This is a genomic window from Fibrobacter sp. (assembly GCF_045131395.1).
GTDB lineage: Bacteria > Fibrobacterota > Fibrobacteria > Fibrobacterales > Fibrobacteraceae > Fibrobacter.
Genome location: NZ_JBGUQY010000029.1, coordinates 67,304 through 81,398, shown reverse-complemented (window position 1 = coordinate 81,398; position 14,095 = coordinate 67,304). Strand labels below are relative to the sequence as shown.

General features: G+C 50.2%; 12 protein-coding genes. 7 read left to right on the top strand and 5 right to left on the bottom strand.

What is annotated here, in order from left to right; genetic code table 11:
• Positions 1-46: 46 nt before the first annotated feature.
• The gene (locus ACJMNB_RS08900) at positions 47-1,054 is read right to left on the bottom strand and encodes a hypothetical protein (protein ID WP_405341591.1); all 1,008 of its coding nucleotides are present in this window, start codon (positions 1,052-1,054) and stop codon (positions 47-49) included.
• Between the two features lie 88 nt (positions 1,055-1,142).
• Between ACJMNB_RS08900 and ACJMNB_RS08895 the strand changes: the two genes are divergently transcribed.
• The gene (locus ACJMNB_RS08895; protein ID WP_405341588.1) at positions 1,143-2,828 is read left to right on the top strand and encodes a DUF4832 domain-containing protein; all 1,686 of its coding nucleotides are present in this window, start codon (positions 1,143-1,145) and stop codon (positions 2,826-2,828) included.
• Here the strand turns inward: ACJMNB_RS08895 and rpe are convergent.
• Complete coding sequence (gene rpe, locus ACJMNB_RS08890; RefSeq protein WP_405341585.1) at positions 2,818-3,468, bottom strand: ribulose-phosphate 3-epimerase; 651 nt, start codon at positions 3,466-3,468, stop codon at positions 2,818-2,820. The genes ACJMNB_RS08895 and rpe overlap by 11 nt on opposite strands.
• A gap of 77 nt (positions 3,469-3,545) precedes the next feature.
• Here rpe and ACJMNB_RS08885 point away from each other — a divergent pair, with 77 nt between their 5' ends.
• Positions 3,546-4,016 (top strand): glycogen-binding domain-containing protein, encoded by a 471-nt coding sequence (locus tag ACJMNB_RS08885; protein WP_405341582.1) that lies wholly within the window; start codon positions 3,546-3,548, stop codon positions 4,014-4,016.
• Positions 4,017-4,151: 135 nt separating this feature from the next.
• On the opposite strand, the gene ACJMNB_RS08880 is transcribed toward ACJMNB_RS08885, so the two are convergent.
• Positions 4,152-5,528, bottom strand: a complete 1,377-nt coding sequence (locus ACJMNB_RS08880) for a hypothetical protein (RefSeq protein WP_405341579.1) — start codon at positions 5,526-5,528, stop codon at positions 4,152-4,154.
• 271 nt (positions 5,529-5,799) lie between these two features.
• Between ACJMNB_RS08880 and lysA the strand changes: the two genes are divergently transcribed.
• The 4 genes from lysA (at position 5,800) to ACJMNB_RS08860 (ending at position 10,618) form a co-directional block, all read left to right on the top strand.
• A complete protein-coding gene (gene lysA / locus ACJMNB_RS08875; protein WP_405341576.1) occupies positions 5,800-7,062 on the top strand; it encodes a diaminopimelate decarboxylase in 1,263 nt (420 codons plus the stop codon).
• Positions 7,063-7,135: 73 nt separating this feature from the next.
• On the top strand, positions 7,136-8,470 hold the full coding sequence (locus tag ACJMNB_RS08870; protein ID WP_405341573.1) for an FISUMP domain-containing protein: 1,335 nt from the start codon (positions 7,136-7,138) through the stop codon (positions 8,468-8,470).
• A gap of 98 nt (positions 8,471-8,568) precedes the next feature.
• Complete coding sequence (locus ACJMNB_RS08865; RefSeq protein WP_405341570.1) at positions 8,569-9,735, top strand: ribose-phosphate diphosphokinase; 1,167 nt, start codon at positions 8,569-8,571, stop codon at positions 9,733-9,735.
• A gap of 172 nt (positions 9,736-9,907) precedes the next feature.
• A complete protein-coding gene (locus ACJMNB_RS08860; protein ID WP_405341567.1) occupies positions 9,908-10,618 on the top strand; it encodes a hypothetical protein in 711 nt (236 codons plus the stop codon).
• A 128-nt stretch (positions 10,619-10,746) separates the two neighbouring features.
• On the opposite strand, the gene ACJMNB_RS08855 is transcribed toward ACJMNB_RS08860, so the two are convergent.
• Together ACJMNB_RS08855 and ACJMNB_RS08850 are read right to left on the bottom strand one after the other, a co-directional pair.
• Positions 10,747-12,429, bottom strand: coding sequence for a putative transporter (locus ACJMNB_RS08855; protein ID WP_405341564.1), 1,683 nt, complete (start codon positions 12,427-12,429; stop codon positions 10,747-10,749).
• 21 nt (positions 12,430-12,450) lie between these two features.
• On the bottom strand, positions 12,451-12,999 hold the full coding sequence (locus ACJMNB_RS08850; protein ID WP_405341561.1) for an FISUMP domain-containing protein: 549 nt from the start codon (positions 12,997-12,999) through the stop codon (positions 12,451-12,453).
• A gap of 156 nt (positions 13,000-13,155) precedes the next feature.
• Between ACJMNB_RS08850 and ACJMNB_RS08845 the strand changes: the two genes are divergently transcribed.
• Positions 13,156-14,058 carry a LysR family transcriptional regulator gene (locus tag ACJMNB_RS08845; RefSeq protein WP_405341558.1) on the top strand — a complete coding sequence of 301 codons (903 nt, stop codon included), beginning with the start codon at positions 13,156-13,158 and terminating at the stop codon, positions 14,056-14,058.
• Positions 14,059-14,095: the final 37 nt, after the last annotated feature.

The window sequence follows — 14,095 nt, the reverse complement described above, 5'->3', positions numbered from 1 at the left end:
TTTAAATAATTCTTTTTGGCCGGGCCACTTTGTTTTTTACAGAAAATTATTCCGCAGGATTATCGGCATCTATACAGTCGCCGATAATTTTTTCCATCTTAACGTTAGAAGAATCAAGTTTATCAAGATAACGCTTGTTGTCGGTGGTGTCGCCATCGCAAACTTGAATTCTGGCCACGGAACCGATAAACTTTTCTTCTCTTTCATTTTCGGCAAATTTAGTGTGAGCGCACCGGGCGATTTGTGGAGAAACTGAATCTGGTACCTGGAGGTTGTTTAGCTTTTCGTTAAGCAGCGCATTTCGCATGTTTTGACCTAAAACGAAATATGCTTTTTGGCAAAGCGGCGAGGGAGCCGGAGCTTGCGAACTGCTTGACGGTTCTGCGCTGCTGGAGCTTTCGATTTCCCGGAGGTGGACCATGTTGTCTTCACCAAGGTAATATTGTTTTGTAGAGCGGCTTTTATTGTCTGTGCAAGAGTAACCGGTATAGACTTCGTACTGAACGCAGGTGGGAACGCCGTAAACGGTTTCTTCCATATAGGGCGTTAATTCTAGCGAGTCTTCGATGGCTTCCAGTTCTTCAAGCGTTCGCGTTTTGTTGTATTCTAGTAGATTTTCGAGGGTACGTGCATCGGGCCCTTCTTTTTTTCCGCTGGACGCGTAAGAAATGCAATTATTTGTTGGTTGGTACGTATAATTACATGATACCGTTGTGTCGCTAGCAAGTTTGTACGGGTATTGTGAATAGCTGCTGGATGAAGGGGTGGGTTCTATGCTGGAACTGCTTTCGACGGGTGCAGAATCGCTAGACAGAATAGGGGCTTCGCCTGATGACAGTTCTTCGCCAGGTTGGGCTTCGCTAGAGCTGGACGGTTCGGGAACATCTCTGACTGTTTCGGATGACGACGATTCGAGTGGAGCCATGCTTTGGCTTGAGGGTGCTGTACCATTTTCGGGTGTTTCGGGGGTCGTGGAACTGTCGTTGCCGCAGCTAGCCCAAAAGAATGTTGCTGCCGACAAGAAGACCTTATTTAAGCTCTTGCGAATATTCATATTTGTTCTCCTTTCTTACTATATATAATAAAAAAAGATATATATTACAAGTATGGGTTAAATTCGCATCCGATTTGATGGGGGAAACATGAAGCTAGCATCTTTTATATTCGCTTTGGCGATTGCTTTTTTACAGGCGCCAGTTTTGGCGGCGGGTCTCGTGAAATGGGACATCGATACGGCCGACGCGATGTCGACTCTCCCTAATTATGACCGCGGATTCTATACGCCGCAGGTTCTGCATTTGAAACCTTCGGGCGGTAAGGCCATCGGCAAGCCGTGGGCAAAACTCTTACACCTGCGCGCCGAGATTTCGGAATTCAGTAGCCACGCCTGGCTAGGCATTGACACCACCGGCGGCAAGAAAGATACCACCTGGGGCAAAAACCAGGACTTGACTGAAGATGCCCTGAACGTATTGCAGGAATCGCTGGACAGTATCCGCGCAAACAAGGGCTTTGTGATTGTGCGCATCTGTTACGACCCGTGGTACAATGGCAGGAGCAATGTGACCCCCGATCACGAGTGGGTGCTAAAACATGTGAAGCAGTTAGCGCCGGTGCTTTCGAAAAATACCGATGTGATTGTGGCCCTTGAAATGGGCATGCACGGTGCCTACGGCGAAATGCACAGCGATACGAACATTACTTATGATCGTGTGGCCGAAGCGGTGAACCTGATGTTGCGAAATACTCCGCCCGAACTGAAAATTCTCACGCGCACAGGCAACTATTCGGCAAAGGTGTTGGGCTTTGACAATTGGGGCGTAGACTTCCACATTGACGGCGAAAAGTTTGCCGAAATCGCGAAGGCGAAGAGCGACACCATGTACCGTGTGGGCATGTTCAACGATGGCTACCTGGGAACGCAATACGACTATGGCACCTGGGGAGCTGACTGCAAATCGTCTATCTGCCGCGAAGAAGGTGTAGCCTGGCTCGAAAAGTACGGCATCAACACGCCTTATGGCGGCGAGGCACTCACCACGGCAAGCGGCTACGAGGTTATCAATACGCCGGAGTTTCTCTCTTACGAGGGTTTCCGCACGCATACGAGCTACCTGAACATCCAGTGGAACAACAACCTGATTGACAGTTGGAAAAAGACGTTGTTCAACATCAAGGATTTTGATTACGATTTTGAACGCGTCGATTCGCTTACGGGTTTCAAGTACATCAACGACCATCTGGGTTACCGCTTTGTGTTGCGCGAATCGTGGGTGACGGATACGGTGGGCGAGGACGGTATTTTCAAGGCGAAGGTGCGCATACAGAATGTTGGCTTTGGCAATTTGACGTGGAAAGCTCCAGTCCGGCTTGCCGTTTTGACGGACTTGGAAGGAACTGGTTTGTTGATGTGCCCGATGCCCACGTATTACGACTTGCCGGACATTGATTCCCGCAATATCCATAGCCGTACCATATCGATTGCGGGCGGCGATACCGTGATGACGTTCGACGGCAATAACGAAATTGAAATTTCGACCAAATTGAATATACGGGGCAAAGGGCGTTACCAGGTATACCTGAAAATCGGCGATATTCAGTTTGCCAATCACGAAGTTTCCGGCATAGGGTCTTGTGGCGAAGAGCGGCCTGCCGCTTATTTAGGCAAAACCTACTATGATGAAAGTGTCAAATCTTCTATACCACGTACCCTGCAACCGCGCAATATTCAAAAGAAAAACGCCCCCTTCGTTCAAAGGGAGCGCCACAATGCGATTATCCGTGACGGCGAGAAATCTTACCGCGCAAACGGTGTGATTAGCCGTTAACCTTTACCACAAATTCGCGGCACACGGCTTCGGGATCGGGCTTGCCGAAAATGGCGGAGCCTACCACGAAGATGTTTGCGCCGGCTTCCTTGCAGGCGAGAATGTTGTCGAGCTTGACGCCGCCATCGATCTGGATGTTGAGTTCCGGTTTCATCTGGCGCAGTTCACGGATCTTGTCAAGGCAATAAGGAATCAGGCTCTGGCCGCCAAATCCCGGGTTCACCGACATAATCAAGACCATGTCCACGATGTCGAGCACATACTTGATGCTTTCGAGAGGCGTTGCCGGGTTGATTGCTACGGCGGGCTTGACGCCGAGTTCTGCAATCTGGTGCAGCAGGCGATCCAGGTGATTGGTAGTTTCGGCGTGCACGCTGATGATGCTTGCGCCGGCCTTTGCAAATTCACCCACATAGTTTTCAGGGTTCTCAATCATCAAGTGGCAATCCAGCGGAAGCTTGGTTCCCTTGCCCACGCAGGCAGAGATTCCCGGGCCAAAGCTGATGTTTGGAACAAAGTGTCCATCCATGATATCCAGGTGGACGAGGCCTGCGCCTCCGTTTTCAATGGCCTTGAGGCCGTTACCGAGTTCGAGGAAATTTGCGTTCAAAACGCTAGGGGCGATAATTTGCTTGAGCATGGCCCAAATATAGCAAAACTAGACAGGTTGAAAAAAATTTACTATCTTTGGTATCAAACAAAGCAAGGAGATCAACAATGTCTAAAGGAACGAAAACCGTAGTGAGCAAGAGCGCTGCCAAGAAGGTTGCTGCCAAGGCTGCTCCGAAGGCCGCCAAGCCGGCCGAAAAGAAGGCTGCCCCGAAGGCCGCCGCCAAGAAGACCGCTGCAAAGCCGGCTGCAGAAAAGAAAGTTGCTGCCGCTAAGCCGGCTGCTAAGAAGTCCGCCCCGAAGGCTGCTGCCGAAAAGAAGGCCCCGGCCAAGAAGGCCGCTGCGAAGGCTCCCAAGAAGGTGACGGTTGTGTTCGAAGCCAACTGCCCGCTGGCCACCACCGTGTCCGTTGCCGGTTCCTTCAACAACTGGGCTGTCGACAAGGACATGCTCAAGAAGGACAAGAAGACTGGTCTCTGGACTGGCAAGATTACTCTCGATGCTGGCGACTACGAATACAAGTTCGTATGCGACGGTCAGTACTGGGACGAAGGCGACAACAAGGTCAAGCACGTCTAATTTATATAGATAGACTCTACGAGTCTAAAAGATATTAGAGACGCCGATAATAATCGGCGCCTTTTTCTTTAAAAAAACACCTGGATTTCATTGAACAGAAATCCAGGTGTTTTTCATTTGAAAATATCGGTTTGTTTACTTGGAAGCACGCTGCAGCTTGCGAGCAAGCTTGCGAGCGTCCTGGATAAACTGCTTCTTTTCCTTCTTTGCACCTTCAGGAGCCACCTTTGCCAATGCGCCATAAACGCTGTAGGAGGAGTTTATGCAAGAGAAGTACTCATCTTGTAAATCAGTGCATTCTTCCATGTCTTCATACGAAGCGGCGTTATTACATACATATTCAACGGTTTCGTACAAATCACTGCAGTCATTCGTCACGGTATTCTTAGAAGGCGTTCCCTTGGCAAAGAGAGTATCGAGCAAGGCTTCGGCGCATCTTTCAAAATCCCTTTCGTTGGACTTGGAGTATGCATAGGCAACCGTAAACCTGTTGCCAGCAGCATCTTCCTCAGTCTCCTTGCTGAAGAATTCACCGTATTCGGCTTTGCAGGTGCTCTTGGTGACTTCGCCAGATTCAGCATCCAGAGAGCAGCTCTTCTTATCGGTAGAAATGGTCATTGACAAAGAGCCGTTATCATCGCCATAATCAACATCACCAAACTTGATGGAGAGCGTTTCATTCTTGTACTTGAACGAAATACTTGTCTTGCTCTGGCTAGCGAGTTCAATGCCATAGTCCTTAAGTGTAAAAATAAGATCCTTCATGTCAGCGGAGTCTTCCTTGAAAAGTCTGCTGGCATCGGGAATATCGATGGAACCGCGACGTAGGTCATCCAGAAGACTGGTCATGAATCTAGAATTCGTGTAGTCGTCAAATTCTGTTTCGCTTTTGACGGAATACTTGACTTTTGCCGTAAATGACGAACCGGATATTTCTAAATCCACCTGAGGCATTTCACTCATGTCTTCTTCGTCAAGGCAGTTCAAGCGAGCAAGAAGAGTCGGATTCTTTTCAAGGTCATCCCAAGACTGGATCTGACCAGACTCATACATTCTCTCCGCTTCTTCTTCGGTAAGCTTACCACCCGGAACATCGCTACAGGAGACATAGCAATAGCTTTCCTTGTCATAGGAACTATATTTACAATTGGTAGATTCCCAGGATCCATCCAGGCTTCCAGCCTTGCCACCCACGAACATCATTCCATATTCGCTACAATAGCTGAAGCTGCTGCTGCATTCCTGGAATATGATTAAGGTATCGCCCTTAAAATCGTATTTTAAATAGTCCTTGTCTTCTCCGAGATTGACTTCTCTCCAATTGTAAGTATTGTTCTCGTTGACGCACATATCCTCGACCATACTGACAGTAGTCACAACGGTCTTGTTCTGCGGGTCTACGACAATTGAACCGGACTGTTCATAGGTCAAGCTACTGGAACTGCTGTCGTCGCCACAGGCCATGAACATGGCGGCGGTACCAGCCAGCATAAGATAGAGGGATTTTTTCATTATTGTTATCTCCATAAAAATTATTTTATTGTAAGATAGTATTTATTTCTTTGCACAAAGCAACAAAAGCAAATAAAATATTGCAAATAGATTACAAAACGGGGCCATTGACAACGGCAACAGGTTTTCATTTTGTGTAAAACCTTGCGGTGGAACCAACCCGATGGCAGCTGTTTCAGGCTTTCGCTCTCTCATCTAATATTCCGCATTATACACTTCACATTTTATAACGGCTGTCTACGCCCTATGAATTTCTATCTTTTACCCCCGTATGGCAAACTATTCTATTCCTCAAGATGTTTTTGTGAAGGCTGCCGAACAGTACGGCACCCCGCTCTGGATTTATGATCGCGCCACTATCGAAAAGTGCGTGAAGGACGTCCAGGTATTTGACACCGTTCGCTTTGCCCAGAAGGCATGCCCGAACCTTTCCGTGGTTTCGCTGATCCGCAAACTCGGCTGCGTTGTCGACGCTGTTTCTGCCGGCGAAATCGTCCGCGCCCTCAAGGCCGGATTCAAGGGCGGCCAGCAGAAGGGCAAGGCTCCCGAAATTGTCTACACCGCAGACATCTTCGACAAGGATGCTCTTGAACTCGTGAAGAAGTATGACATCGCCGTGAACGTGGGTTCGCCGGACATGATCCAGCAGCTCGCTGATTTCGGCGTGAAGTCCGAACTCACCATCCGCGTGAACCCGGGCTTTGGCCACGGCCATTCCCGCAAGACCAACACCGGTGGCGATCTTTCCAAGCACGGCATTTGGCACGAACAGATCAAGGACTGCATCAAGATTGCACAGGCCAACGGCATGTGGATCACCGGTCTGCACATGCACATCGGTTCCGGCACGGACTTTGAACACCTCGCACAGGTTTGCGACGCCATGGTCGATGCTAGCCGTCGCCTGGGCTCTCACTTGCGCACCATCAGTGCAGGGGGCGGCCTCCCGATTCCGTACCACGAAGAAGACAAGGGCAACCGCATCGACGTGAACGCTTACTACAAGCTGTGGGACGATGCCCGCAAGCGCATTCAGCAGAGCATCGGCCACGAGGTTCACTTGGAAGTGGAACCGGGTCGTTACCTGGTGGCCGAAAGCGGTTACCTGATGGCCGAAATCCGCGCTGTCAAGAAGCAGGGCGACAACCTGTTCTACCTGGTGGACGCCGGCTTTACCGATCTCGTGCGTCCGAGCTTCTACGGTAGCTACCACGCCATTTCGATTATCGCCCGCGACGGTCGCGAACTGAACGAAACGGTGGATGCCGTTGTGGCAGGCCCGCTCTGCGAATCTGGTGACGTGTTCACGCAGGAAGAAGGCGGCTTTGTGGTGACCCGCAAGCTCCCGAAGGCCCAGGTGGGCGACCTGCTGGTTCTCCATGACGCCGGTGCCTACGGTGCCGCCATGAGCAGTAACTACAACAGCCGTCGTTACGCTGCCGAAACCATGTACACCAACGGTGAACTGAAGGTCGTGCGCGAACGCCAGACGTTTGAACAGCTCATGGAAAACGATCGTATTATCGATTTCTAATTCAATTATAAAGCTTATTATTGTTTTAAAACCGACGGGTTCTTTCCGTCGGTTTTTATTTAAATTTGCAGGTATGAAAAATGTTGTTTTAAAAGCCTTATTTTGTCTAATACCATTCGCCCTTGTTGCCTGCGGAAGCGATTCAAGCGAATCATCCCCTAGCAACGTCGAAACCAATCAAAGCGACGAAGTGGACAATACACGGGCAAAGCAGTGCAATGTTGACGGCGTAAACAACTGCGTATACGGCACCCTCGAAGACTCCCGCGACGGCAAAGTCTACAAGACCATAACCATCGGGGACCAGGAATGGATGGCAGAAAACCTGAACTTTGCCGCCCACAACAGTTTCTGCATCGAGAAGGATGACTGCAAGGAAAATGGCCGCCTCTATTCTTTCGGTGCCGTTTACGACACCAGCTCTACCCATTGCGTATACGAAAAGCTTTGCGATGCCGAGACCCCCATTCAAGGCGTATGTCCTTCGGGCTGGCACGTTCCTTCAGTTAGCGAGTGGCAAAATCTTTTTCGCGCAGCAGGCGGTAAAAAAAGCATAAGGCTCCTTTTTAAGGATAGCGCCTGGGGGAACGATTTTTCTTATCATGACGCTTACGGTTTTGGCCTGGCCCCATCTCCCAAGCAATACATCCACTCCCGGGACGAGTTCTTGCTGCTAGCATACGATTACAATCCGTCGGAAGGTTATGAAGATATGATGGGCTATCACACTATCGACAAAGAATCCATGGGGAGTTCCATTGTTGGCTATGACTATTTTATTCCGTTGGGATTCAGCGTACGCTGCCTGCGGAACAAGGAAGGAGAAACTGGAACCACCAGCCAAATGTTAGCCGAAACTGAAACGCGCACCAAGGCATGGGACTACTTGAATCCGGCAATTGAATACGGGACCTTTAAAGACACCCGCGATGGCCAGACTTACAAGACGGTTGTTATCGGAGAAAACACATGGATGGCCCAGAACCTGAACTACAATACCGGCGATGGGCAAAGCTCCTGTTACAGTGGCGACGATTCATTCTGCGAAAAGTTCGGCCGTCTCTACACCAAGGGAGCCTCGCAAGCAGAAGGTTTATGCCCTAGCGGTTGGCATCTCCCCGATTACAAGGAATGGGGAGCGTTGACAACCTTGACCCGCATCGATAATAAAGAAAAGCCCGAACGACTCTTTGCGAAAGATACATGGTATAAGCTTTATCCGGATTCCATCGAAACGAGCGACGAATTCGGATTTTCCATGCTCCCGGCCACCAACCTTTATACCATGGCGATTTTCGCTGAAATGGATGGCTACGACCATATGTTCTTCTCTCACGACGATAACATTAATGGCTATGGAACCGATTCCCTTGTCTCCGTACGCTGCGTGATGGATGCAGAAAAATAGGCAAACCCCTTTTAGAAGACTATTATAAGTTGAAACTGCGGTAGATTCTATCTATATTTGTGTTACCAAAAATTAAACCCCCAAAACAAGGCGCAAATATGTCAGATCGTTTTATCGTGACCGGCAACTTCACCGACGACCCGTTTGCCATCGACATGGCCCAGTACATCGGTCTTCGTGAAGATATCTCCGACGTGGTCTCCTTGAAGACCTTCGCTAACTCCGAATTCTGCCCCCGCTACATGCTGGACGTGGATGACATGGAGCATATTGGCCGTCGCTTGGAAGGCAAGATCGTTTTGATCTGCTCGGTCTCGAACCACGAACGCAGCCGTAACGACTACGCTATGCGCAACTGCATTCTGGCCCGCGCCGCTAAGGACAATGGTGCCGAACAGGTGGTGCTTGTGGAACCCGATTTGTTCTACAGTGCCCAGGACCGCGGCCCGCACCGCGTTGGCCCGCTGGAAAAGGATCGCCCGGATACAGACCTCAAGAAGTTCGACGGCCAGGCTTTCACCAGCCACCTCTACGCAGAACTTTTGAAGACCGCCGGCGTGGATGCCGTCGTGACTTGCCACAACCACAGTGTCAAGGTGCAGAACCTCTTTAACGAAGTGTTCGAAGGCAACTTCCACAACCTGATTCCGACTGACGTTTACGCTCACTACATCAAGAGCAGCAACTTCGTGCAGACCGGTAAGGACGGCAACAACCTGGTGATCGTCTCTCCGGACAAGGGCGCACGCCCGTTCATGAACGCTGTTTATGATGCATTGCAGCTCCCCGAATGCAAGCGCGTGGTGATGGACAAGGTCCGTACCGGCGAACGCGAAATCAGCATGACCTTCAACCCGGAACTCTCTGACATCAGCATCGAAGAAATCGAAGGCAAGGACGTGATCGTGTTCGACGACATGGTGCGTACCGGTACGACGATCGTGCAGTGCTGTGAACACATCAAGAAGGGTAACCCGAACCGCGTTTGCTTCGGTGTTACGCACTTCCACACCAGTGCCGAAGCTCGTGAAAAGCTCAACAGCCCGGCCATCGACGAAATCCTCACGACTTCGACTCTCCCGGATATCATGAACCGTGACTGCCAGGGTCGTCTGCGTAAGAAGCTCACCGTGCTCAAGCTCGGTAAGTGGATTGCTCGCCACGTGATGCAGATGTACGGCATGGACGATGGCCGCTTCGAAAAGGACTTCTACAAGATCGATATGTCCTCGAAGAACCCGCGTTGGCCCCCTCAGTTCTTTTAATTTGTAAATATTACTAAACAAACAAAGTATAAATCCCAAAATGAGTCCTCATTTTGGGGTTTATTTTTGCATTATCGCACATTTGATAATTTTTTTTGAAAAAAAATGTCCACATTTAAGATTTTTAATCTATTTTGTCGTCACACTTTTATTTAACCAAGGAGTAAACAAAATGTTCTCTAAAAAGATTCTTTTCCCCATGGCCGCTATTGCAATGGCTTCTTTCGTTGCTTGCGGCGATGATAGTTCTTCTGGTTCTCCGGCATCTGATGCTGCTCCGGCAAGCATTCAGAAATTCGAAGAAATTGACGATGTGGCTTGCTCTCAGACTGTCAACCTTTGCGCAAAGGTTTATCTTGTTGAACATAATGACACCTTGCAGTGCAACGGTTCTCAGTGGAACACCATGATTAACGGCAAGCCTGTTGCCGGTTGCGAAAATGCCGCTCCGGCCGGTGAAGAACCCGCTGCTGGTGAAGAACCAGGCGCTGCCGAAGGTCCTGCTGCCGGTGAAGAACCGGGTGCTGCCGAAGACCCCGTTGCCGGTGAAGAACCGGGCGCTGCCGAAGGTCCTGCTGCCGGTGAAGAACCGGGCGCTGCCGAAGGCCCTGCCGCCGGTGAAGAACCGGGCGCTGCCGAAGGCCCTGCCGCCGGTGAAGAACCGGGTGCTGCCGAAGGCCCCGCAGCCGGTGAAGGCCCTGCTGGTCCGGGTGCTGGCGAAGAACCTGCCGGTCCGGGCGCTGGTGAACAGCCCGTTGTTGACGGTCCGTCTTGCTACATGGCTAGCGATATCCCGGGTATGGCCAGCTGCCTTCCGATTACTCAAGAAGAATGTGCAACATACATGGGTGAATGGGTTGAAACTTGCCCGGTGAACAACTAAAAGCCCCCTTCGCTCGGTAAATAGATATAATTGAGCATAGAAAAGGTTCCCCGCTTCGGGGAGCCTTTTTTGCAGAAAACGACCCTCCACAAGGAGGGTCGTTTAGTGTTCGAGGAGTACTAAAAAAATTACATTGCCTGCAGCAGGAGTATCGCAAGCACCTGGCCGCTTAAAATGCGGAGTAGCATGGTAAGCGGGTAAACCGAGGCGTAGCCGATGTTCACTGCTTCGCTGTTGGCCTGGCCGTTAGCGAAGGCGAGGGCCGGCGGGTCGGTGGTAGCACCCGCAAGCACACCGCAGAGCGACAGGTAATTTACCTTGAAGACCAAGTGTCCCACCACCGCCACGATAGCAATGGGAATAAAGGTGATAAGTGCGGCCAGGGCCATGTAATGAAGACCATCACCGTTCAAGAGAACATCGAAGAACTTGATTCCCGCATTCAAACCCACGCAGCTCAAAAAGAGCGTCAGGCCGAATTCACGGAGCATCAGGTTTGCGCTGTTGGCCATAAAGAAGTTCAGCGGACCGATCTTGCGCTTTCTGCTAAGTACGATGGCGACAATGAGGGGGCCGCCGGCGAGACCCAGCTTAAGCGGGGTCGGCATCCCTGGGATAGCAAGAGGAATGCTGCCCACAATGACTCCCAGGAAGATGCCCAGGAACGCGGGCAATATTTCTGGATGATCCAGTGCTGTTAAAGAATTGCCCAGTTCCTTCGCCGCGGCCTCGATACCTTCTGCAGTACCGACGACTCGGAGTTTATCAGCAAACTTGATTCGCAAATCCAGGCGGCCCGTGAACTTGAATCCGCTGCGAACGACGCGGCTGATGTTCACGCCGTAGCGTTCCGCAAGGGCCAGGGAACCGATGGTGCGGCCCAGGATTTTCTTGTTGGTCACCAAAATCGTCTTGACGATAATCTTTTTATCCGCATCGCCCGTTTCTTGCGTAATGGGCTTTTCTAGCCTGTGACCGATGATTTTTTCCATGGCAACAACGGCTTCGGGCATCCCCACGATATGCACCTTGTCGCCCTGTTCAATCACCGTCTTTCCGTTGGGAGTAAAGATGCTTTCGCCACGCATCAGGCGGGTAATCACGACACCGCTCTCGACCAAGTCCGGAATGTCCTTCAACATGACTCCGTACAGGTTCTGGTTTTCCACCGTGAGGCTGCAAGATTCAATTTCCTTGCTGTGGGCGGCGATTTCTGCAGAATAATTTTCGGCAGCCTTGTTCGGGTCTTGCCTGAAGATGATTCGCGTAAGGATCATCACCAAGATAATTCCGATAACGCCGAACGGATATGCAACAGCGTACCCGATACCCGTAAGGGAAGTGTCCACCCCGGCCGCGGCAAAGGCTGAGTTAGCGGCTCCAAGGGAGGGCGTATTCGTGACGGCGCCACAAAGCATCCCAATGAGCACGGGTACGTTGTTATGCATATCTGTAAAAAAGTAAAGGCATAGGGTTACTAAAACACCGAGCAACACCACGCTTGTCGAAAGAACATTCAGTACAAGTCCATGACGGCGAATAGAATCGATAAAGCCCGGCCCCACCTGCATACCGATGGTGTACACAAACAGGATCAAGCCGAATTCCTGAATAAAATGGAGCACGTTGGGTTCCACCCGGAGCCCGAAATGCCCAAGGGCGATGCCCACAAAAAGCGCTCCGGCGCTACCCAGGCCAATACCCTTGACCTTGATTTTTCCGATCATAAGGCCCAGCGCTGCCGTAATGGCAATCGCCAAGACCTGTTGGCCCACCGAGGGCTTAGTGAATAAGTCTACTAGCCAAGTCATTTTATCCCTCCGTCTTTAAATTTACTCTTTTACGCAACGGACAGATGCAAAAATATTCTTGTTGAAATGCTCGTAAGTAATGGTGGAATCGGTAGCGCGAACCAGATAGGCCCTGGAACCATCGTAGCTGTCGCTGGTCCAGAAACTGGCGCTTTCGTCTTTGTCGGCAAACTTTCCGTCATAGTAGCGGAAACCTGCAAACTGCATCTTGAAGGATGCACTTTCCTTGAGTGCCGCCGTAGACGTATTGCCGAAGGCGTTCTTGAAATCCAGTCGGCTCGGAAGGGTCCAACCCTTAGGGCAAAGGCCCGTTGTAGCCGCATTCCAGGTGTACAGGCGGCCCATGATTTCGCAATTCACGTGGTCGTTTCCGTAGCAAACGCTGGAATCGGGAATGTACACGGCCATGTTTTCTGCCATCCAGATCTTTCCGCCGAGATTGGAAGTCTTGTATGTCTTTTCAGAGCAAGAAAGGGTATTTGCAGAGGCATCGTAATCGCAGGTATTCGCCTGGTCGCAGGCGGTAAAAGTCAAGATGGTGACAGCAGCAATTGCAATTAACTTTTTCATGAATGCTCCTTTTTTGCGATTCATTTTTTCTGAACTTGTTTCAGGTTTTTCTGTTTTCGTGGGCAAAATTAGAACTCCCGATTCATATTGTCTAATAGATTATTTATATTTAATTCATCAATTATTTTGATGGATTAAAATAGATAAGAAAATTGTATGGAACTCACACATTTGAAATATTTTCTGGAAGTAGCCCGTACAGAACACGTGACCCAAAGTGCCAAAACCCTATGTATTGTGCAGCCTGCGCTCACGCACGCCCTGCACAAACTAGAAGACGAACTGGGCGTAAAACTCTTTAAAACCCAGGGGAGAAACATCAAACTCACCGAAATCGGGGAATATTTTTATAAGAAAGTGAAGCCCCTTTACGAAGATATAGAAGCGCTCCCTGCACAGCTCCGCGCCATGGAAAATGAACAATCGGCAACGGTAAACCTAAACGTTCTTGCCGCCTCCACCTTCGTGACGAACGCCGTTATACTATACAAGCAGAACGATCCAGACCTCCGATTCAACCTGGTACAAAACGAAGAGACCACCCTTTACGATATCTGCGTCCGCACTTACGCCAATTACAAGGCATCGGCGCAAAAGTACAGCTCCGACGACGAAGAAAATTTCGTATGCACCGAAAACATCTACCTTGCCGTTCCCAACGTATCGCAATACCGCAAGCGCGACAGTATTTCTCTCAAGGAACTGCAAGAAACAAACTTTATCGGGCTCTACGGCTCCAAACAGTTGCGCAACATCTGTAACGAATATTGCGAACGGGTCGGATTCAAGACCCACATCATTTTCGAAAGCGACAACGCCCTCGCCGTAAAGGACGCCATCGCAAGCGGAATCGGCGTGGGGTTCTGGCCAGAATTCTCCTGGGGCCGCATCAACAACCGCCGCATTCGCCTTCTCAAGATTACCGATGCCGAATTCAAGCGCGATATCGTCATAACTCTCCGCCACGGGAAGCACGACAATTCCCGTTCCGAGAGATTTTACCGATTTTTGACCGGCTTACTGAAACGGACAGAGAAACGTAAGATGCCACACCGCTAATTTTTTTACTATATTTGGCTCCCCAATAAAGGTTGAC